17 protein-coding genes and 1 pseudogene are annotated in these 22578 nt (G+C 38.8%); all 18 read left to right on the top strand.

Translation table 11 applies throughout. The features are described 5' to 3' along the window. Window positions 1–12: 12 nt before the first annotated feature. Window positions 13–2016 (top strand): NAD-dependent DNA ligase LigA, encoded by a 2004-nt coding sequence (gene ligA / locus AO843_RS15415; RefSeq protein WP_054611973.1) that lies wholly within the window; start codon window positions 13–15, stop codon window positions 2014–2016. Between the two features lie 89 nt (window positions 2017–2105). Then, the gene (locus tag AO843_RS15410) at window positions 2106–3245 is read left to right on the top strand and encodes a CamS family sex pheromone protein (RefSeq protein WP_054611972.1); all 1140 of its coding nucleotides are present in this window, start codon (window positions 2106–2108) and stop codon (window positions 3243–3245) included. A gap of 232 nt (window positions 3246–3477) precedes the next feature. Further along, the gene (gene gatC / locus AO843_RS15405) at window positions 3478–3765 is read left to right on the top strand and encodes an Asp-tRNA(Asn)/Glu-tRNA(Gln) amidotransferase subunit GatC (RefSeq protein WP_054611971.1); all 288 of its coding nucleotides are present in this window, start codon (window positions 3478–3480) and stop codon (window positions 3763–3765) included. 24 nt (window positions 3766–3789) lie between these two features. Continuing rightward, window positions 3790–5253 carry an Asp-tRNA(Asn)/Glu-tRNA(Gln) amidotransferase subunit GatA gene (gatA, locus tag AO843_RS15400; RefSeq protein ID WP_054611970.1) on the top strand — a complete coding sequence of 488 codons (1464 nt, stop codon included), beginning with the start codon at window positions 3790–3792 and terminating at the stop codon, window positions 5251–5253. A 1-nt stretch (window position 5254) separates the two neighbouring features. Then, window positions 5255–6682: an Asp-tRNA(Asn)/Glu-tRNA(Gln) amidotransferase subunit GatB gene (gatB, locus tag AO843_RS15395; protein ID WP_054611969.1), complete on the top strand. Its 1428-nt coding sequence runs from the start codon at window positions 5255–5257 to the stop codon at window positions 6680–6682. 158 nt (window positions 6683–6840) lie between these two features. Then, window positions 6841–7404 carry a thioredoxin family protein gene (locus AO843_RS15390; RefSeq protein ID WP_054611968.1) on the top strand — a complete coding sequence of 188 codons (564 nt, stop codon included), beginning with the start codon at window positions 6841–6843 and terminating at the stop codon, window positions 7402–7404. Between the two features lie 72 nt (window positions 7405–7476). Then, window positions 7477–8391, top strand: a complete 915-nt coding sequence (locus tag AO843_RS15385; RefSeq protein ID WP_054611967.1) for a diacylglycerol kinase — start codon at window positions 7477–7479, stop codon at window positions 8389–8391. 432 nt (window positions 8392–8823) lie between these two features. After that, window positions 8824–10170 carry a cytochrome ubiquinol oxidase subunit I gene (locus tag AO843_RS15380; protein ID WP_054611966.1) on the top strand — a complete coding sequence of 449 codons (1347 nt, stop codon included), beginning with the start codon at window positions 8824–8826 and terminating at the stop codon, window positions 10168–10170. Beyond that, entirely contained in the window at window positions 10167–11192 is a 1026-nt protein-coding gene (locus AO843_RS15375) for a cytochrome d ubiquinol oxidase subunit II (RefSeq protein ID WP_054611965.1), read from the top strand. Before AO843_RS15380 ends, AO843_RS15375 begins: the two co-directional genes overlap by 4 nt. A 14-nt stretch (window positions 11193–11206) precedes the next feature. Further along, window positions 11207–11329 carry a cytochrome bd oxidase small subunit CydS family protein gene (locus tag AO843_RS25400; protein ID WP_012292033.1) on the top strand — a complete coding sequence of 41 codons (123 nt, stop codon included), beginning with the start codon at window positions 11207–11209 and terminating at the stop codon, window positions 11327–11329. Window positions 11330–11438: 109 nt separating this feature from the next. After that, entirely contained in the window at window positions 11439–12803 is a 1365-nt protein-coding gene (rlmD, locus tag AO843_RS15370) for a 23S rRNA (uracil(1939)-C(5))-methyltransferase RlmD (protein WP_054612001.1), read from the top strand. Window positions 12804–12966: 163 nt separating this feature from the next. After that, window positions 12967–14952, top strand: coding sequence for an AraC family transcriptional regulator (locus AO843_RS15365; protein WP_231630170.1), 1986 nt, complete (start codon window positions 12967–12969; stop codon window positions 14950–14952). 629 nt (window positions 14953–15581) lie between these two features. Beyond that, the gene (locus tag AO843_RS15360) at window positions 15582–16550 is read left to right on the top strand and encodes a tRNA dihydrouridine synthase (protein WP_054611999.1); all 969 of its coding nucleotides are present in this window, start codon (window positions 15582–15584) and stop codon (window positions 16548–16550) included. A gap of 297 nt (window positions 16551–16847) precedes the next feature. Beyond that, window positions 16848–18491 carry a glycerol-3-phosphate dehydrogenase/oxidase gene (locus AO843_RS15355; RefSeq protein ID WP_054611964.1) on the top strand — a complete coding sequence of 548 codons (1644 nt, stop codon included), beginning with the start codon at window positions 16848–16850 and terminating at the stop codon, window positions 18489–18491. A gap of 71 nt (window positions 18492–18562) precedes the next feature. Next, on the top strand, window positions 18563–19120 hold the full coding sequence (locus tag AO843_RS15350; protein ID WP_054611963.1) for a glycerol-3-phosphate responsive antiterminator: 558 nt from the start codon (window positions 18563–18565) through the stop codon (window positions 19118–19120). A gap of 162 nt (window positions 19121–19282) precedes the next feature. Then, window positions 19283–20086, top strand: coding sequence for an MIP/aquaporin family protein (locus AO843_RS15345; protein ID WP_054611962.1), 804 nt, complete (start codon window positions 19283–19285; stop codon window positions 20084–20086). A gap of 19 nt (window positions 20087–20105) precedes the next feature. Further along, window positions 20106–21602 (top strand): glycerol kinase GlpK, encoded by a 1497-nt coding sequence (gene glpK, locus AO843_RS15340; RefSeq protein ID WP_054611961.1) that lies wholly within the window; start codon window positions 20106–20108, stop codon window positions 21600–21602. Between the two features lie 531 nt (window positions 21603–22133). Then, window positions 22134–22578 (top strand): annotated as a pseudogene (locus tag AO843_RS25175) (YceG family protein); the annotation flags it as partial.

Here is a 22578-nt window from a genome sequence, read left to right as displayed (position 1 = left end):
GGAGGAACGTAAATGAACGAAATAGAACAGCGAATAGCGGAGTTAAATAAATTATTACATGAATATGGGTATGCCTATTACGTACTAGATAAACCAGTTGTAGCTGATAGTGTTTATGATCAATTGTTGCATGAATTAATTGCCTTAGAAGAAGCAAATCCATCACTTATTTATCCTGATTCACCTACTCAACGTGTTGGAGGAACAGTGGTAGAAGGCTTTAAAAAGGTGACACATGATTACCCAATGCTAAGTCTATCAAACGCTTTTAACGAAGCAGATTTACGAGAATTCGATCGTAAAGTTCGACAGGCTATTGGGGATCATTTCTCCTATGTATGTGAGCTGAAAATAGATGGTCTCGCCATCTCATTAAAATATGAAAATGGCATGTTTGTACAAGGCGCAACAAGAGGAGACGGTGTTGTAGGGGAAGAAATTACAGCCAATTTAAAGACAATTCGTGCCATACCTCTGCGTTTAAAAGAACCGATTACAATAGAAGTACGTGGTGAAGCGTACATGCCGAAAAAATCATTTGAAAAATTAAATGCGCAACGTGCTGACAATGATGAAGAACTATTTGCCAATCCACGTAATGCCGCTGCAGGCTCTTTACGGCAGTTAGACCCTAAAGTTGCAGCGAGTCGCCAACTATCGACTTTTATCTATGCCATTGGCGGAGATGGTGAGATCTATGGCATCGACGGACATGCAGAAATGCTTGACTATTTAGAAGGCCTAGGTTTCCCCTCCAATAAAGAGCGTCAGCGTTGCTCTACCATCGAAGAAGTTATGGCCTTTATTGAACATTGGACAGAAAACCGTCCAAACCTAGCTTACGAAATTGATGGTATCGTTATAAAAATAGACCGCTACGCTCAACAAGATGAGCTAGGCTACACGGCAAAAAGTCCACGCTGGGCCATTGCTTATAAATTTCCAGCTGAGGAAGTTGTCACAACATTACTTGATATTGATTTAACAGTGGGACGTACAGGTGTTGTCACACCAACAGCTATTTTAACCCCCGTTCAAGTAGCAGGGACGACAGTGCAACGTGCTTCTTTACACAATGAAGATCTCATTCGAGATAAAGATATACGCCTTGGGGATACAGTGATTATTCGAAAAGCTGGTGATATTATCCCGCAAGTTGTAGGGGTGCTAATTGAGCAACGTCCTGAGGATTCTGTTCCATTTGAGATGCCAAAAAATTGTCCTGTATGCGATAGTGAATTGATTCGTATTGAGGGTGAAGTTGCATTACGCTGTGTAAATCCTGCATGCTTTGCTCAAATTGCAGAAAGCATTAAATATTTCGTGTCTCGCAATGCTATGAATATTGATGGGCTTGGGGATAAAGTTGTTGAGCAATTATTACGTGCAGATTTAATCCATGATGTTTCTGATTTATATCATTTAACAGTAGAACAACTGGTCGAGCTAGAACGGATGGGCGAAAAGTCTGCAACCAATTTAGTAAATGCTATTCAAGCCTCTAAAGAAAATTCAATGGAGCGTTTATTAATTGGTTTAGGAATTCGTCATGTTGGTGAGAAGGCGGCAAAAATCGTATCAGAGGAATTTGGTTCGATGGAAGCCGTAATGGCGGCAACAGAGGAACAACTTGTGGCTATATACGAGATTGGCGATAAAATGGCTTCTTCATTAGTGGAATATTTCTCAAATGAAGACGCACGTGCAGTTATTGGACGCCTTGCTGAAGTGGGCGTGAATATGAACTTTAAAGGTAAAAAAGTAGAAGTGGTTGTAGGCGATAATCCTTTTGCAGGCAAAACAATTGTCCTAACTGGTAAACTTGAGCAATTGACACGCAACGAAGCAAAGGCGAAAATAGAAGAGTTAGGTGGTACTGTAACAGGCAGTGTCAGCAAAAAAACGGACCTTGTCATCGCAGGGGCAGATGCGGGCTCAAAACTGACTAAGGCTGAACAATTAGGTATTGAAGTGTGGAATGAAGAAAACTTAATTGAACAACTTAACCTCATCTAATCCGTGCATGATTAACAAAACGATAATATATCAGGGCGTCGATGGATTCGTCAGCCTGAAATTGACTATTAGTAAAGGAGCACTAAATAATGAAGTCTTTTCGACTCATTCCAGCAATTGTAGCTGCTGCAATGCTAGTCGGCTGTGTGCCTTCTGACAAGAAGGAGACAGAGCTTACACAAGAAACGCAACAGAAAGAAAAAGCTGAAACAACCATTATCCCAAGCATACAGATTGATGAATCTTATTATAAGACACTTATTCCTTATAAAGAGAGTGCCAGTAGAGGTCTAGTTGTATCAAATCTTTATACGAAATATGATATGAAGGAAGTGGAAGCGGGTTTAATGCGTCTATCTCAAAACGAGTTTGACACAGAAAACTATTACTTCCAAGAAGGTCAATATTTAGCTGAAAGTACTGTGAGTTCTTGGCTTGCCCGTAGTTCACAAACAGACGATGGATTAAATCCACCGACAACAGACTCAATGACACCTGAAGAGCGGGCAACGAAGGCACCCATTTATTTATCCCATATTGTAGAGCAAAATTACTTAACAAAAACGAAAGATAATAAAGTGAAATTAGGTGGAATTTCAATAGGGCTTGCTTTAAACTCCATTTATTATTATCAAAAAGAACAGTATGGCGAATATTATGAGGCACCAATTTCAGAATCTACGCTTGTGGAGCAAGGCAAAAAAATGGCTGCTGAAATTGTTTCTCGTTTACGTACACGTGATGAGTTAAAGGATGTTCCAATTGTTGTTGGTTTGTTTAAACAGCAAGCTCGCAATCAAATTATTCCAGGAGCATATTTTAGCTATGGAGTAGCAAAATCTGGGCAGAACAGTATTGCTGATTGGGAAGGTATCGATGAAAATTATATTTTGTTCCCAACAGATGATTTACAAGATATTTATCGAGATGTCAACAATAACTTCAAGAATTTTAAACAAGATGTTGATAAGTATTTCTCAAACTATACGAGTGTGATAGGGACAGGTTTCTATCGCAATAAGCAAATACAAAACCTTTCGATTGAAATTCCAATCCAATTTTTCGGTAAAGCAGAAATAATAGGCTTTACGCAATATTTGACGGGTATTTTAATTAATCAATTTGATAATATTCATGTTGAGGTGAGCGTTACTTCTGTAAATGGTCCAGAGGCATTAATTATTAAAAAGGCCAATGATAAGGATCCTTACGTGCATGTTTATGACTAATATAGTCAGCCTTTGAGCTGGCTATATTTTTATGTAGACATATAGAATTGAAGGGAAACCATTGGTATAGATTGACAACACTTCGTTATAGTAGTGAAAGTTTCTATATTTTTGGTGAAAGTTGTGATTTTTAATATGAAAAATGTTATGATTATTGGCATGGTTAACTTTATTCAACCCTATTGTTATCAATAAAAACAATGAATTGAACAAGTATTCGGAGGTGTGAAAAATGGCTAAATTAACAAAAGAAGAAGTAAAGCACGTGGCAAATTTAGCACGTCTTGCAATTACAGAAGAAGAAGCAGAGAAATTTGCTGAACAGCTTGGCAAAATTACAGACTTTGCAGAGCAATTAAACGAGCTAGATACAACGAATGTTGAACCAACAACACATGTTTTACCATTAGTCAATATAATGCGTGAAGACGTGGCAGTAAAAGGTCTAGACCGTGAAGTAATGATGTTAAACGTAAAAGAACAAGAAGATGGTCAAGTAAAAGTACCAGCTATCATGTAATACTAAAACATAGGAGGATTCCTCATGACGTTATTTGAACGTTCAGCTAAGGAGTTACAAGCAGAAATTAAAGCAGGTAACTTATCGATCGCTGACTTAACGAAAGAAGCATACGAACGTATTGCAAAGCTAGACGGCGATGTACAAGCATTCCTTGCTTCAAACGAAGAAAAAGCAACTGGACTAGCTGCTGAAATGGATAAAGTTCCATTTGAAGAACGTGGACCACTCTTCGGTCTTCCAATCGGAGTGAAAGACAACATCGTAACAGAAGGCTTAGAAACAACGTGTGCCTCTAAAATTCTTGAAGGCTTTATGCCAATTTACGATGCAACTGTTGTAAACAAGCTACGTGAAGCCGGTATGATTACAGTCGGTAAACTAAACATGGACGAGTTTGCAATGGGTTCATCTAATGAAAATTCATACTACAAAACAACTAAAAACCCATGGAATTTAAACCACGTACCAGGGGGATCTTCAGGTGCATCTGCAGCCTCTGTAGCAGCAGGTGAAGTACCATTCTCTCTTGGCTCAGATACAGGTGGTTCAATCCGTCAACCAGCAGCTTACTGTGGTGTTGTAGGGATGAAACCTACATATGGTCGTGTATCTCGTTTTGGTCTAGTAGCATTTGCATCTTCTTTAGATCAAATTGGACCAATTACACGCAATGTTGAAGATAATGCGTTATTACTTGAAGCTATTGCAGGCTTAGATCCAAATGATTCTACTTCTGCTAATGTAGAGGTGCCAAACTATGCTGCAGCTCTTACTGGTGATGTTAAAGGCCTACGTATCGCAGTACCAAAAGAATTCCTTGGTGAAGGTGTTGGCGAAGCAGCACGTCAATCAGTGCTTGCTGCATTAGAGGTATTAAAAGGTTTAGGTGCTACTGTAGAAGAAATATCTCTTCCGCATTCGAAGTATGCACTTGCTGCGTACTATATTCTTTCTTCATCCGAAGCGTCTTCTAACTTATCTCGTTTCGATGGTATCCGTTATGGTTTCCGTGCAGAAAACGTGACAAATTTAATGGACCTTTATAAAGAAACACGTGCTCAAGGTTTTGGTGATGAAGTAAAGCGCCGTATCATGCTTGGAACTTACTCACTAAGTGCAGGTACGTATGATGCGTATTACAAAAAAGCACAACAAGCACGTACACTGATCAAAGCAGACTATGACAAAGTATTTGAAGACTTTGATGTTATCATTGGACCTACATCTCCAACACCAGCATTCAAAATTGGTGAAAACGTTGATGATCCGATGACAATGTATGCAAACGATATTTTAACAATCCCGATGAACTTAGCGGGCGTACCTGCGATTTCAATTCCTTGTGGCTTTGAAAACGGACTACCACTAGGTTTACAAATTATTGGTAAATATTTTGATGAAGCAACTATTTACCGTGTAGCTCATGCTTTTGAACAAGCAACAGAGTTCCATAAACAAGTTCCTCAAATGTGGGAGGGAAAATAACATGAACTTTGAAACAGTCATTGGTTTAGAAGTACACGTTGAGTTAAAAACAAACTCAAAAATCTTCTCACCAGCACCAGCTCACTTTGGTGCTGAACCAAATACAAATACAACAGTAATCGATTTAGGTTATCCTGGTGTCCTACCAGTTCTAAATAAAAATGTGGTAGATTTCGCTATGCGTGCCGCTCTTGCACTCAATATGGAAATCGAACAAGAAACAAAATTTGACCGTAAAAACTACTTCTATCCGGATAATCCGAAAGCTTATCAAATTTCACAATTTGATAAACCAATTGGTAAAAACGGCTGGATTGACATTGAAGTAGATGGCTATACAAAACGTATCGGTATTACTCGTCTGCATATGGAAGAAGATGCTGGTAAACTTTCACATGCTGGGGATCACTCTTTAGTGGACTTTAACCGTCAAGGTACACCACTTGTTGAAATCGTTTCTGAGCCAGATATTCGTACACCAAACGAAGCTTATGCTTATCTAGAAAAAATAAAATCAATTATTCAATATACAGATGTATCTGACTGTAAGATGGAAGAAGGTTCACTTCGTTGTGATGCCAACATTTCTATTCGTCCTTATGGTCAAGAAGAATTTGGTACAAAAACTGAACTTAAAAACCTGAATTCTTTCAACTATGTTCGTCGTGGTTTAGAGCATGAAGAATTACGTCAAGCAGATGTATTATTATCAGGTGGGGTTATTGAGCAAGAAACACGCCGTTTCGATGAAAAAACAGGTAAAACTATTTTAATGCGTGTTAAAGAAGGTACAGATGATTACCGTTACTTCCCAGAGCCAGACTTGGTTCGACTTTCTATTGACGATGCATGGCTAGAGCGAGTTAAATCCGAAATTCCTGAACTTCCAGATGCTCGTAAAAAACGCTATGTTGAAGAGTTAGGATTAACACCATATGATGCAGGAGTTCTTGTTATTTCTAAAGAAATTTCTGACTTCTTCGAGGCAATGATCATGAACGGTGCAGACGCGAAACTTTCTGCTAACTGGTTAATGGGTGATATTTCTGCGTACTTAAACGCGGAACAAAAAGACTTAAAAGATACTGCGTTAACACCAGTAAATCTTGCAGAAATGGTGAAATTAATCACTGACGGTACAATTTCTTCTAAGATCGGTAAAAAAGTGTTTGCTGAATTAGTTGAAAATGGCGGTTCTGCGCAGGAGATTGTGAAAGCAAAAGGTTTAGTTCAAATTTCTGATGAAGGTGCACTACTGGCAATTGTTACAGAAGTTTTAGATAACAATGCGCAATCTATCGAAGACTTTAAAAATGGTAAGGATCGTGCTATTGGCTTCTTAGTTGGTCAAATTATGAAAGCTACTAAAGGTCAAGCGAATCCTCCAATGGTGAATAAATTATTGCAACAAGAAATTGCCAAACGATAATTACTCGTTGTAACATAATAGCCGAGAGAGCATAATCGCTTTCTCGGCTATTGTTTTTCATAAATGTAACAAATTTGCAATTTGTAAAACTTTATAGTTGTTTAAAAGGAGTATTCATAGCAAAATATAAAATAGACAATCATAAGGGGGACGAACCAATGAAAACAGAACAACAATATTTTAATGAAGCGATTTCGATTCAACAATATATGGAGAATATGACGACTCTTAAAGAAGAGAGTTTCCATATTTATGACGGTTTTACAGTGCCAACAAACGACGGTTTCATTGAATTATTAAAAGACAAACAGCCAAAAATTTTAACGATTACAGAAGATTGGTGCGGAGATGCTATGTTAAACAATCCAATTGTTCGCCGCGTTGCTGAAGCAGCTGGATTAGACATGCGTACAGTGTTCCGCGATGCAGATACAGATCTAATTGATCGCTATCTAACAAATGGAGGTCGTGCTATTCCTATTTACTTGTTAATAGATGGCACTGGTGAGGTTATTGCAAAATGGGGTCCACGTGCACCTGAATTACAAGAGCTTGTAGTAACAAAGCGTGCAAGCTTACCAGATAAAGAAGATCCAGCATTTGAAGAAGCCCAAAAGGCTCTTTATGCGGAAATTCGTGAAGAAAATATGACGAACCAATCGTATTGGACGTATGTCTATGAAGATTTTAAAAAGCAGGTTACAAACGCATTCCAAAAATAACAAACGTAAAGCAACATTTTAGCGAGTAATTCGTTGAATGAAATAGAATCTTATGAAGCAGGAAGGTATGTTATGAAACGAGCAAGAATCATTTATAATCCTACATCTGGACGTGAAGCGTTTAAGAAACATCTACCAGAGGTGTTGGAAAAATTAGAAGTAGCAGGCTATGAAACATCCTGTCACGCAACAACCGGTGAAGGCGATGCAACACTTGCAGCAAAAGATGCAGTAGACCGTGGCTTTGACATAATCATCGCAGTTGGTGGAGATGGCACATTAAATGAAGTTGTTTCAGGTGTAAGTCCATTTGAAAACCGTCCAAAAGTTGGTCTAATTCCAATGGGCACTACAAATGATTTTGCCCGTGCCGTGCATATCCCTCGAAATATTGATGAGGCTGTGGACATTATTATTCAAGGCGACACATTACCAGTGGACGTCGGTCTATTAAATGGCGAACGTTACTTCATCAATATTGCTGCTGGCGGACGCATTACTGAGCTAACATATGAAGTACCAAGTAAAATGAAAACAATGCTTGGCCAGTTAGCCTATTATTTAAAAGCAGTAGAGATGATTCCATCCATCAAAGCCTCCCATATGCGTATTGAATATGATGGCGAAGTGTTTGATGGCGATGCCATGATGTTCCTATGTGGTTTAACTAACTCTGTAGGAGGCTTTGAAAAGCTTGCACCCGACGCAAGTATTAACGATGGATACTTTACATTATTAGTGTTAAAAAAAGTTAGCCTACCGGAGTTTATTCAGCTGGCTGCCATGGCATTAAGAGGCGAGCATTTAAATGATGACCGTGTTATCTACAAAAAAGCGAGCGTTGTCAAAGTCACTACTGAAAACGAAGTACATCTTAACCTAGATGGCGAATATGGCGGAGATGCTCCAGCTACCTTTGAAAATTTAAAACGTCACATCGATATTTTTGTCCCTCTTGCAGATATTCGCGAAGAGGACCGTATATAATACATGAAAAGCTCATCTTCGTTTTAGCGAGGAGGAGCTTTTTTGTATAAAAGAATCTAAGAACTGTTCAGCACTCAAAGATGGGAAAACTCCACCTAAAATTTCGTATCAAACGATTAAAAAGATAATAGACTAAATCAAATAGCCCGCAGCGAAGAATTAGGGATTGTGAATGAATTAAGAAAAATGTTTGGCAAATGTGCGTATATTACTTGAACAAAATTTGAAACCTTATTAATAGGCTGAAATTTCGGTCCATTATAAAGGTTTTTTTCGTTGTAATAGTGGAAAATGGGGTATGGATAAGGGAAAGGAAGTGTTGCTTTTGTATAAGTCACAGGAGAAGAAGCTTATTTGGCTAAGCTTTGGTGTTGCAATTATTATGCTACTTTCCATTCTTGGAAGAATATTTGGAAGCTAGGGGGCAATGAGATGATAAACGAATCAGCAGTCTATTGGAGTCGTGCATTAACGGAGTTAACTTTATCGTTCCACATTATTTATGCAACGATAGGTGTCGGTGTCCCGTTAATGATCATGATTGCTCAATGGACTGGGTATAAAAAGAATGATGAGCATTATATTTTAATGGCAAGACGCTGGGCACGTGGCTTCGTCATTACGGTTGCAGTGGGTGTTGTGACTGGCACCGCAATTGGCTTACAACTATCATTATTATGGCCCAACTTTATGCAACTAGCTGGCCAAACCATTGCTTTACCACTTTTTTTGGAAACGTTTGCATTTTTCTTTGAAGCTATATTTTTGGGCATTTATTTATATACTTGGGACCGCTTCGATAGTCAGAAAAAGCATATGCTATTGTTAATTCCAGTTGCAGTAGGTGCATCGATGTCGGCTGTATTTATTACAATTGTGAATGCCTTTATGAATGCCCCGAGAGGCTTCGATATTGTCGACGGGAACCTTGTTAATATCCAACCCTTCTTAGCGATGTTTAACCCTGCTATGCCGACAAAGGTGGCGCATGTACTGGTAACAGCGTATATGACATCTGCATTTGTTCTAGCAGCTATAGCAGGATACCGAATGCTTAAAGGATCGAAACATGTATACCATAAAAAATCATTATTGTTACTGATGAAAATTGGCTTAATTTTCTCCATTGCAGCAGCTGTGATTGGAGATTTCTCAGGAAAATACTTAGCGGAATATCAACCAGAAAAATTAGCCGCAGCGGAATGGCATTTTGAAACGGAAGGAAAGGCTTCTCTTGTCTTATTTGGCGTGCTAGATGGAGAAGAAGTGAAATATGCCATCAAAATTCCGTATGCTTTAAGCATTCTTGCACATTTTAATCCTAACGCAGAGGTAATTGGATTAGATCAATTCGATGAAGAGGATCTACCACCACTCTATATTCATTATCTCTTTGATATCATGGTTTCCATTGGTATGTTTATGGTGCTAGTTTCATTACTGTATGTTGTAGGGAAAGCACGGGGCTGGCAGTTTATTCATTCACGCTGGTATCGATGGATCATTGTGGCAGGTGGCCCACTTTCTATCATTGCCATTGAAGCAGGATGGTGGCTTGCAGAGGTTGGACGTCAACCATGGATTCTTTATGGTTTGATGCGAACACCAGAAGGGGCCACAACGAGTGATCATGTGGATTTAATGTTGTTGTTGTTTGCAGGTGTATATGCAGTATTAGCGGTAGGAAGTATTGTCGTCTTGGTGCGAATGTTTAAAAAGAATCCAATTGAGCGTGAGATTGAAGATCGCCACTCTGAAAAAGGCGGTGACATCCTATGACATTAGAGATTCTAGGTATTTCAGTATTGTGGATTTTCCTATTTGGCTATGTCATTGTCGCATCGATTGATTTCGGTGCTGGTTTCTTTAACGCTTATAGCCTACTGATAGGGAAGAATCATATTTTAACGAATATTATTAAAAGATATTTATCACCTGTTTGGGAAGTAACCAATGTCTTTTTGGTATTCTTCTTTGTAGGAATTGTAGGATTTTTCCCGCAAACAGCTTTTTACTACGGAACAATTTTACTTGTACCCGTCAGTATTTCACTTGTACTATTGGCTATTCGGGGCTCCTACTATGCCTTTGAATCCTATGGTACGAGAGGACATATTGGTTATACGCTGACATATGGTGTAGCAGGTTTATTAATTCCTGCATCTTTGTCTGTTGTCTTTGCTATTGCTGGTGGAGGGTATGTGGATCTCGTTAATGGGCAGCCCGTATTAAACTACTGGACTTTATATACGAGTCCATTTGCTTGGAGCATTGTGGTACTGAGTATTGCCGCTGTACTTTACATTTCTGCAGTATTTTTAACTTGGTATGCACATAAAGCGAATGACAAGGAAGCTACGAAGCTAATGCGAAAATATGCACTTGTTTGGGCAGCTCCTTTGATGATCAGCGCACTAGGCATCATGTATGAGATGAAATCCATTAACCCTGAAAGTTATGGTCACATGGTGAATTTATGGTGGATGTTTGCAATATCAGCCATATTATTTGTGATTACAGTGTTCCTCATTGCAATGCGTAAAAAATATGGGCTTGCAGTTGTGCTTCTTATTGCTCAATTTGCAGTAGCATTCTTCGCTTATGGTATTGCGCAATATCCATATTTACTGTATCCATATTTAACGATTTATGATGGCTTCACAAGTACACAAATGGCAATTGCTTTAATCATTGCTTTTATTTTAGGACTGTGTCTCCTACTTCCATCACTTTATTTATTGATGAAATTATTCTTGTTCAATAAAAACTATGTGACCGGAAAAGAAGACAATCACGCATAGGAGGAAATTAGTGTATGCAAAGTTTTTTAATTTTTTATGCGCCTTTTATTGTCGTCATTCTTGGAATCTTGTGTGCATTTTGGTGGGCACCAAGGGATTATCATATAACAAAAGAGCAAGGAAAGAGTCGCGAATAGCGGCTCTTTTTTCAAGTTAGTTAGAAGAACCGCATAACGGGCAAGTCTTGTTCTTTTTTCATTCGCCAACACATGCTACAATAAGGAGATTGAAATGGAGGATGTACGAATGTCAGCACCCGTGAAAAAGAATGAACGACTTTCAGTTTATATAGAAGACTTAACACATGATGGCAATGGTGTCGCTAAGGTGGATGGCTATCCATTATTTATACAAGGCGCACTTCCGAACGAAACAGCCGAAATCCATGTGATGAAAACTTTAAAAAATTATGGCTTTGCAAAAGTTGTAGATATTATTAAGCCATCACCCGATCGAGTAGAAGCTCCATGTGATTACTTTAAGCAATGCGGTGGTTGTCAATTACAGCATCTATCTTATGAGGGACAGCTCAAATGGAAAGAAAATATGGTGCGCAATGTGATGCAACGTATTGGCAAAATAGATGCACCTGTTCTGCCTGTAAAAGGAATGAAAGAGCCATGGCATTACCGTAATAAAGCGCAAATTCCTTTCTCCGAAAATGAAGCAGGTCAAGCTATTGCTGGTTTCTATAAAACGAAGACGCATAGCATTGTGGATATGGAGCGTTGCTTGATTCAAACAGGAGAAGCAGATGCAATTTTAGCAGGCTTGAAAAAAGAATTAGCGGCGATAGGCATGCGCCCATACAATGAACTTTCCCACGATGGAATGTTGCGCCATGTTGTTATTCGTAAGGCACGTGCAACAGGTGAAGTCATGGTTGTCCTCGTGACGAAAAATAAAAAGTTCCCACAAAAAGAGGCAGCCATTGCAGTGATTCAAAAACTTGTTCCGAACGTCACTTCGATTATGCAAAATGTTAATCATGAGAAAACTAATGTGATTTTTGGTGATGACACACTGAACCTTTGGGGCAAGGACGTCATTATTGACACAATTGGCGACGTACGCTTTGAAATTTCTGCTCGTTCCTTCTATCAAGTCAACCCAGAGCAAACAGAGGTCCTCTATAAACAAGCACTTGATTATGCAGACCTGCAGGGGGATGAAAGAGTCATTGATGCATATTGTGGAATTGGTACGATTTCTTTATTCCTTGCGCAAAAAGCAAAGGCAGTCATGGGCGTTGAAATTGTCCCACAAGCGATTGAAGATGCTAAACGTAACGCAGTACTCAATGGGATTACAAATACTTATTTTGAGGCTGGCCCAGCAGAGGAAGTTATTCCGAGATGGTATAAGGAAGGGAAGGAAGCTGACGTACTCGTCGTCGATCCACCGCGTAAAGGCTGTGATGAAGCACTTTTAACTACTATTTTAGAGCAGCGTCCAAAACGAGTAGTCTATGTCTCCTGTAACCCAGGCACACTAGCACGCGACCTTCGCATCTTAGAGGACGGAGGCTATCGAACACAAGAAATTCAACCAGTAGATATGTTCCCGCACTCCACACATGTTGAGTGCTGTGCGTGGCTTGTGAGGAAGTAGGATATTACGAACCGCATTTACTATCTTGATAAAGCACGAGCATATTCATTGCTCGTGCTTTTGTGTATTTTAGAAGTCAAACTACGAAATTACTATGAGGTTGATAATCATTATCATTTATATTACCATACAAATATGATGTGGATTGAAGGAGTGAAGGTGAATGTCGAATGATATGGATTCAACTAATAACTTTACAAAGGAAATGATCGATAAGGCTGTCCGGCTATGGATGCGCTCATCCATTTCACTAATAGATGTTCGTTACAAGTTGATTCATCCGGACAAACCAATCCAAAGTTACCGGATGCCGACTAGTATGCTGGTGTATACCTGTGGTGGAACGGCTAATGTAAAATTGGATCAAACACTATATCAATCGGAACGTTTTGGTATTTTTCATGGAGGAAAAGGAACGGAAATATCAATTCATCCTGTAAGTAGCAGTCTCGAGACTTACATGGTGCTATATAGAGCAGAAACTCCGCCATTTTACAAAAGAGAAATTTATCGCTTGTTAGAACATATTAATCCGTTTATACAAACGTATGGATTCTCACCGGGGAATCCCATTTTTTTTATGGAGAAGTTTTTGAATATGAAAAACAATTGGAATCGAGAATCTGTGTTAAATCAATTTTATTCAAAGATTATACTGTATCAGATTGTCTATGAGATTTACAATGAGTTGGAAAAGGGAGATATTCTTTATTGCCAGCCTGATTATGTGGTAATGGCCAAGCAATATCTGGAACAACACTATAGCGAGCCTGTTTCCATTCAACAACTTATTGAAATGCTACCCATTAGTAGGAGCCAGTTAATTAGGCTTTTTAAAAAACGCGAGCATAAAAGCCCTCAGGAGTTCTTGAATGAGAAAAGGCTGGGTTCGGCTAAGTGGCATTTGCAATACACAAATGCAACTATTCAAGAAATTGCTGTTGGTTGCGGTTTTGTGGATGGGTTAAATTTAATCCGAATGTTTAAAAAGTATAACCATATGACACCAAGTGAGTACCGGATAAAAATGATAACTGATAAGGACATTAATGATATTGATAATGATTATCAACCTCAATACAATGAGAGAGAACTATATAAATTAGTCAAATCTAAGGGAAATGAGGAATTGTTGATGTTAGGGAAGACAAGAAACAAGGAAATAATTTTGGCGGCAGCCTTGAGCTTGATGCTGTTGTTATCGGCGTGTACATCAAATGCGCCTGTGAATAAGGGAGCGACGGGGAGCCAGTCAGAGACGCAAACACAGACTACATCAAATGCTGAAGCTAAGGGGATGCCACAAACGAGAATTGTGAACACACTAAAAGGAGATGTGGAAGTGCCCGTTAACCCGCAGAGGGTCGTTGTCCTGTATTTAATGGGTGACCTGCTTGCTCTAGGAATAAAGCCTGTTGGTATTTCCACTCTAGTTGGGGAAGGCGATGCGGCAATCGCTAGCGAATTGGATGGTATCACCACTTTAGGAGATGGGCAACCGAGCCCAGAAGCGGTGCTCGCCCTTAATCCAGATCTTATTATTGTTACAACAGATGAAATTTACGACAACCTTCATAAAATTGCCCCTACTCTTTATATACCATATGACTTACCAGTGGAAGAACGTATGGACATTCTGGGGAAAGCATTTGGTAAAGAAGATCAAGCTAAAGAACTTTTGGACAATTTTTATAATAAGGTGGAACTAAGCAAGCAAAAGCTGCAGCAAGCTGGTATTTTGGACAAAACAGTCACAGTTATGGAAAGCAACAAAGGTTCTATGGCCGTAATGGTGGGGATGGGTTACGGACGGGGATCTCAGATTATTTATCAATATTTGGGGATGAAAGCGCCTGAGATCGTGCAACAAAAAATAGAAACCTCCAAGAATGATGCGACCAGCATGGATGTCTCCTACGAAGTGTTGACTCAGTATGCTGGTGACTATGTATTCCGCTCTGCCTTTGAAGGAATGGAAGATTTATCAGACAACCAGATTTGGAATAACATTCCGGCAGTGAAGGATGGCCGGTTAATCGACATGAGCTTTGGCTTGTTCTTCTACAATGATATCTTCTCGCTAGATAAACAACTTGACTTTGTCGTGGATAGCTTGCTAAGCTCTGTGGAATCAGAGGAACTCCAATGAGTGAAATATAATGTTCGTATTCATAATCAGAAAAATTTCTGCCTACAGTTTAATCATGAATAGAATGTTTGCTAGGCTCTAAAATTAACTAAGAAAAGTACTGAACTTATGCTGAGCAAAGCTTAATCTAGTGATTCGAAAATATTAAGATTGTGGGTCGCGTGGTTGGAGTTAGTATAATAGAAAAGTCATTGATATGACCGGCACTGACCCCAATAGTATAGACAAATACAAAAGCATCTTCGATTGAATTCAGGTTTAGATACCTAAACTTCAATTAGGAGGTGTTTTTTCTTTGCGTACAAGAGTGAGCTATCCATATGAAAAAAAGTGAAAGACATTGAAATGCGGGTAGCGGTATACCAATGAAACAGGTTTTATATAATGGCATTGGCCACAACAAGGGGCAGTTCCAAAAATCTATACCACCTGCTTTTTTGTATTAAAAATACCATTTTGAACTGATTTTCGTTAAAATAAATAGTGTCCATTTTCATAATAGTTTTTCACAAATGATATATGTACTGGATAATGGGTTAATAAGCATGATATAAGTGTAATATTTGACTTTATAGTTTTTGAACTGAGATTATGGAGTTTTATTCATAGTGAGAGGATTTGGAATTAACATGATAGATAATTTTTGGCGTGATTTGCCTCGGCCATTTTTTGTACTGGCACCGATGGAAGATGTCACAGATGTTGTTTTCCGTCACGTAGTCAGTGAAGCCGGAAGACCAGACGTATTTTTCACAGAGTTTACAAATTCGGATAGCTATTGTCATCCAGAGGGACAGAAAAGTGTACGTGGTCGTTTGATTTTTACGGAAGATGAGCAGCCGATGGTGGCACATATTTGGGGGGATAATCCTGAGTATTTCCGTCAAATGAGTATCGGTATGGCAGAGCTAGGTTTTAAAGGTATCGATATTAATATGGGCTGTCCTGTGCCAAATGTGGCATCGAGAGGGAAAGGTAGTGGCCTTATTCTACGCCCAGACGTGGCGGCAGAATTGATTCAGGCAGCAAAAGCGGGCGGATTGCCTGTCAGTGTGAAAACACGACTTGGCTATAAGGATGTAGATGAGTGGGAAGAGTGGCTAACACACATTTTAAAACAGGATATTGCAAATCTATCTATTCATTTACGAACAAGAAAAGAAATGAGCCAAGTAGATGCACATTGGGAGCTCATTCCAGAAATCAAAAAATTACGTGACAGGATCGCACCAAATACACTCTTAACAATTAATGGAGACATTCCTGACCGACAAACTGGGCTAGAGCTTGCTGAACAATATGGTATTGATGGTGTTATGATTGGACGAGGTATTTTTAAAAATCCTTTTGCTTTTGAAAAAGAACCAAAAGAGCATAGTAGTAAAGAGTACCTTAATCTTTTAAGGCTACAGCTCGATCTTCAAGATCAATATGCGGAAGTACTACCACGTACAATCACAGGACTTCATCGCTTTTTCAAAATATATGTCAAAGGATTCCGAGGTGCTGGTGAATTAAGAAGCCAATTGATGAACACAAAATCAACAGATGAAGTGCGTGCATTGCTTGATCACTTTGAAGTAAATCATGTTGAGTAACCAGTGAGCTGATAAAGAAGAATCCTAATTCATAAAAATCGGAGTACAGAGTTTAGTAAGCAATATTCACTCCTTGCTCTTGCTTTGTCACCTAGATGAAAAACTTGCTAGTCCTTTATTAAGCAGTATCCTGTCACTAAACAGAAACTTGCCTTTTTGGAATGTGCATATTACAATAAAAAGTAAGTTAATAGCAGGTTTGAGTAACTGAGAGACCATTGAAAACATATGTGCCTAGCGTACATATGCTTTTGATGGTCTTTTTTATCGTTAAAATGATGAGGGAGGAAATAAATTATGAGTACAGCTTCTGCGTTACAACGACAACAAACAATAGAGGAACTTCAAGATAGGGAGTACGATTTATTAGTAATTGGTGGCGGTATTACAGGGTGTGGTATTGCACTGGATGCTATTGCTCGCGGTCTTTCTGTAGCATTAGTGGAAATGCAGGATTTTGCAGCAGGGACTTCTAGCCGTTCCACAAAATTGGTACATGGCGGTTTACGTTATTTAAAGCAATTTGAAATAAAAGAGGTAGCAGAGTTAGGGAAGGAACGTGCCATTGTTTATGAAAATGGTCCACATGTGACGACACCTGTTTGGATGTTATTACCTTTTCATAAGGGAGGGACATTTGGAAAATACTCTACAAATCTCGGCTTGCGTGTCTATGATTTTTTAGCAGGAGTTAAACGTGCAGAGCGACGTTATATGTTAAATGCAGGTCAAACCATTGAAAAGGAGCCATTAGTGAAAACTAAGGGATTACTTGGCGGTGGTATGTATGTAGAATATCGTACTGATGATGCCCGTTTAACAATTGAAGTCGCAAAGGCAGCCATTGAAAGAGGGGCAACATTACTTAATTATATAAAAGCCGAAAATTTCCTATATAATGAACAGCAAAAAATAAATGGCATTGTTGCAACGGATTTCTTAACAAATCATACAATCGAAATTCGTGCAAAGGCTGTGGTTAATGCTGCTGGTCCATGGGTGGACGATGTGCGCACAATTGAAGGAGAGCAAGCAGGGAAGCATTTAATTTTATCGAAAGGTGTGCATATTGTTTTTGATGAATCAAAATTCCCATTAAAGCAAGCTGTTTATTTTGATACACCTGATGGTCGCATGGTATTTGCCATCCCTCGACAAGGAAAAACATATGTGGGTACAACAGATACATTTTATGAAGGCGATGCTCGCAATATGGATATTTATCAAGAGGATCGCGATTATATAATGAACGCGATTCGTTATATGTTCCCAAATGTGAAGGTGACCGATGCAGATATTGAATCAAGCTGGGCAGGTGTTCGTCCATTGATTCATGAGGACGGTAAAAATCCATCTGAAATTTCTCGTAAGGATGAAGTGTGGATTTCGCCATCAGGACTTGTAACAATTGCAGGTGGGAAATTAACCGGTTATCGTAAAATGGCTGAAACGGTATTAAATACGCTTGCACATGAATTAGAGCAACAGTTTGGTATTAAATCTTCTCCATGTACAACAAAAAATATTCCGATTTCTGGTGGCCATATTGGCGGCTCAAATAAATTTTATGCCTTCTTATATGACCATACAAGAGTAGGCAAGAAAATAGGCTTATCTGAGGAAGAGGCCAAATTTTTAACACAGCATTATGGTAGCAATGTAGAAATTGTTTTTAATTATGTAAAGGAAGGACACCAAATCCTACCATCATGGCTATATGCGCAATTAATGTATGGTATTCATCATGAAATGGTCGTTCATCCAAATGATTTTATGGTTCGCCGGACAGGATATATGTTCTTTCAAATGGCAATTGTTCAACAATATGAAGAGGCAATTCTAGATGAAATGGCTAAGCAACTCAACTGGACAGCACAGCAACGGACACAATATAAAGAAGATGTAAAGAAAGAAATAAAACGAGCGACAACTGCGCTATAATGAGGTAGTTACTCTCAACATAATATAAGGGTGAGCGTTCACACTGTATTATAAGGGAAGGAGAGAATGGAATGCATTTTGATAATCAACAGGTGATTCCTGCTGCGCGTACCGTCAAGCAATTTGACGAGATAATAGCAAGTCCATTCGATTATATTGTGCTATTGGAGGTGCACATTAGCTTATTGATGTCTTTAAAGCGTGAGGCACATCGGCATGGAAAAAAATTAATTATTCATGCGGATTTAATTCATGGTTTAAAAACAGATAATTTCGCAGCGGACTTTTTATGTAATGATATTCGTCCAGCTGGCATTATTTCAACGCGTTCCAATATGCTAATGAAAGCCAAAGCGCGTGGAATTATGGCTATTCAACGTGTGTTTTTGATTGATACGATTGCTCTTGAAAAAAGTTATTCAATGATTGAAACAGCGCAGCCTGATTATATTGAGCTATTACCAGGCATTATTCCGTCGATGATTCAGGAAATCTATGAGCGCACACAAATCCCTGTTATTACAGGTGGCTTAGTGCGTACAGTAGACAATATTGAAGAAGCAATAGCTGGTGGTGCTATCGCCGTTACAACATCTAATAGGCAATTATGGGAAAATTTCAAAAAATAGTTGACTCTGTATGTTTTTTTCTCTAAAATGGACATAAGTTCATACGCACGTGGTTAGGAAAAGGAACCCACATTTGTTCATCTACATGTATTAATGTAGTTTGATTGGATGTGGGTTCCTTTTTGTTTTCTATGGGCTATTATCACAAAGGGGGATTAAACTATGTCTACGTTTACAGCTGAGCTGGTCGGCACAATGATTCTTATTTTATTTGGTGGCGGCGTAGTAGCAGGTGCCGTGCTTAACAAATCAAAAGGCTTTGGTGGTGGATGGATTGTTATTACCTTTGCATGGGGGCTTGGGGTTGCGATGGCAGCTTATGCAGTAGGTGGAATCAGTGGTGCCCACCTAAATCCGGCACTAACAATTGCTCTTGCCACGATTGGAAATTTTCCTTGGGCAGATGTGCCAGCATATATTGCCGCACAAATGATTGGTGCATTTTTAGGGGCTACACTTGTTTACTTTATGTATTTACCACATTGGCAGGCAACAGCAGATGCCGATGTAAAATTAGCGCCATTTTCCACAATGCCAGCTATTAAGCATCCTTTATCAAATCTATTATCAGAAATGATAGGAACATTTATTTTAGTTTTAGGGATTTTAGCGTTAGGTACAAATACGATTACAGATGGTTTAAATCCATTTTTAGTTGGTATGTTAATTATTGTAATTGGGATGGCTTTAGGGGGCCCAACAGGTTATGCAATAAATCCAGCTCGTGATTTAGGTCCCCGTATTGCGCATTTTATTTTACCGATTGCAGGCAAAGGTGATTCTGGTTGGAGCTATGCATGGATACCAGTTGTAGGTCCAATTATTGGAGGTACATTTGGTGCATTGTTTTTCCAACAAATATTTGAAGGGAAAAATAGTATAGCATTTTGGATTGTTGCAGTAATTGTGATTGCTATTTTCATAGGAGCTCAATTAACGGTTAAGAATGTTCAAGTAGAAGACTAATTTATTTGGAGGGATTTCTATGTCAGAAAAAAAATATATTTTAGCGTTAGACCAAGGAACAACAAGCTCAAGAGCTATTCTTTTTAATGAAACGGGTAAAATCGTACACACAGCACAACAAGAATTCCAACAACATTTTCCACAAGCAGGCTGGGTAGAGCATCATGCAGAGGAAATTTGGTCATCAATTCTATCTTGTATTGCAACAGTGTTATCAGAAAAAGGTGTGAATTCAAGTCAAATTGCAGGGATTGGGATTACCAATCAACGTGAAACAACAGTAGTATGGGATAAACATACTGGCAAGCCTGTTTATAACGCAATTGTTTGGCAATCACGTCAAACGAATGAAATTTGTGAGCGATTAAAGGAAAGCGGTTACAATGATTTATTCCGTGATAAAACAGGTTTATTAATAGATGCTTACTTCTCAGGTACAAAAGTGAAGTGGATTTTAGATCATGTTGAGGGAGCCCGTGAAAAAGCGGAGGCAGGAGAGTTGCTATTCGGTACAATTGATACTTGGCTAATTTGGAAGCTCTCCGGTGGAAAAGTACATGTTACAGACTATTCAAATGCCTCTCGTACATTGATGTATAATATCCATGATTTAAAGTGGGATGAAGAACTATTAGAAATTTTAACTGTTCCTGCCTCTATGCTACCAGAAGTACGTCCTTCTTCTGAAGTTTATGGCTATACAGAGGAGGCATTATTCTTTGGCTCTGCTGTCCCAATTGCGGGTGCTGCAGGCGACCAACAAGCAGCACTATTTGGTCAGGCATGCTTTGAGGAAGGTATGGTCAAGAACACATATGGCACAGGTTGCTTTATGTTAATGAATACTGGAGAAAAGGCAGTGAAGTCAAATAATGGCTTATTGACTACATTAGCTTGGGGCTTAGATGGCAAAGTAACGTATGCTTTAGAGGGCAGTATTTTTGTAGCAGGTTCTGCGATTCAATGGTTACGTGACGGTTTACGTATGTTCCGTAATGCAAGTGAATCAGAGCAATATGCAACACGTGTAGAGTCAACAGATGGTGTTTATGTTGTCCCAGCATTTGTTGGCTTAGGAACACCGTACTGGGATTCTGATGTGCGCGGAGCTATCTTTGGCTTAACGCGAGGAACTGCGAAGGAGCATTTTGTACGTGCGACGCTAGAATCATTAGCTTATCAAACAAAGGATGTATTAGCTGCGATGGAGGCAGATGCGAATATTCCGTTAGCAAAATTACGTGTAGATGGCGGAGCTGTGGCCAATGATTTCTTAATGCAATTCCAGGCAGATTTATTGGATGTTCCTGTTGATCGCCCAATTATTAATGAAACAACAGCTTTAGGTGCAGCGTATTTAGCTGGCTTAGCAGTTGGCTATTGGCATTCGACAGAGGAAATCAGCAAGTATTGGAATTTAGATCGTCAGTTTACACCAAATATGAGTAATGATCATCGTGACAAAATTTATGCAGGCTGGAAAAAGGCTGTTGCCGCAGCGCAAGTATTTAAGTAAGCAAATCATTTGAGAGGCTGGGACATAACTAGCTTCAATTAATGAGAAATCCGAATTCGAATGCATTCAAATTTGGATTTCTCTATTTTTTATGTTGTCTCCAGATAGCTCTTAACTAATGTCCAATGAGTCCTCAATTTTTCGATTATTTGAGCGAGGCCTTCCAATGCTAATTCCTTTTCATTTTCTTCTGGCATGAATTCTTTTTCAAACAGCTCATCGTATAGCTGGTTTGACTTTTCAATCAGTCTGTTTTGCCATTTGTAGTAGCTATTGGTGCTCTAGCTACAGATGCTGGTGGCGGGGTTCTTGTTTTTATGCACGGCTTTTTATTTATACAAGCCCTACGATTAGTCATACTTCTGATAAGTATTTCTTTATATTTTTATTTGAGAAAGGTGAAGAAAACGTTCAATTCTTTATAGAGTTGTGCATTTTTGTTTGTTTGGAATAGAGGATTTAGAGAGATGTCAGAGAATTGTATATAAGTACCATTATATGTAATGACGTGCTTATAGGAGTTGTATGAAGATGGTTGTGACAACGAGACCGTTAAAAATTAAGTATAAAAAGTTAGCTAATCCTTTTCAGGAGTTTATGCAGATCAGTCCTAACAAAAATGCCCTTACGAAGGAAGTAGTCTTTCTCCGTTATATTGGTATACCTGATTCTGTAGATCTTTATAAAGAAGATATTTTAAAAATGGATGAGTATTTCACAAAGCAAAGCGTATTTTATTTACGACTACATAGGCTTGAGGTCATCAATAATAAGAAAGATGCAGATAGACTGTCGGAGCTTTGGGAAAATTGGCAGGCTGCTGCTGATAGTATGCAGTTACTGTATGAGACACCTTTATGCGGTAAATTAGCGAATGATCAACTTGAATGGACGAAAAAGCTTAGCTTTAAAAACATTCTCCATCTTTTTAAAGAACAACAGCTGCATGCTAATGACACTTTACTAAAAAACTTTG

Source organism: Lysinibacillus sp. ZYM-1, assembly GCF_001308875.1.
In the GTDB taxonomy this organism is placed as follows: domain Bacteria; phylum Bacillota; class Bacilli; order Bacillales_A; family Planococcaceae; genus Lysinibacillus.
Note: the sequence above shows the minus strand (reverse complement) of the source record. Positions and strands in the feature narration are given on the sequence as shown.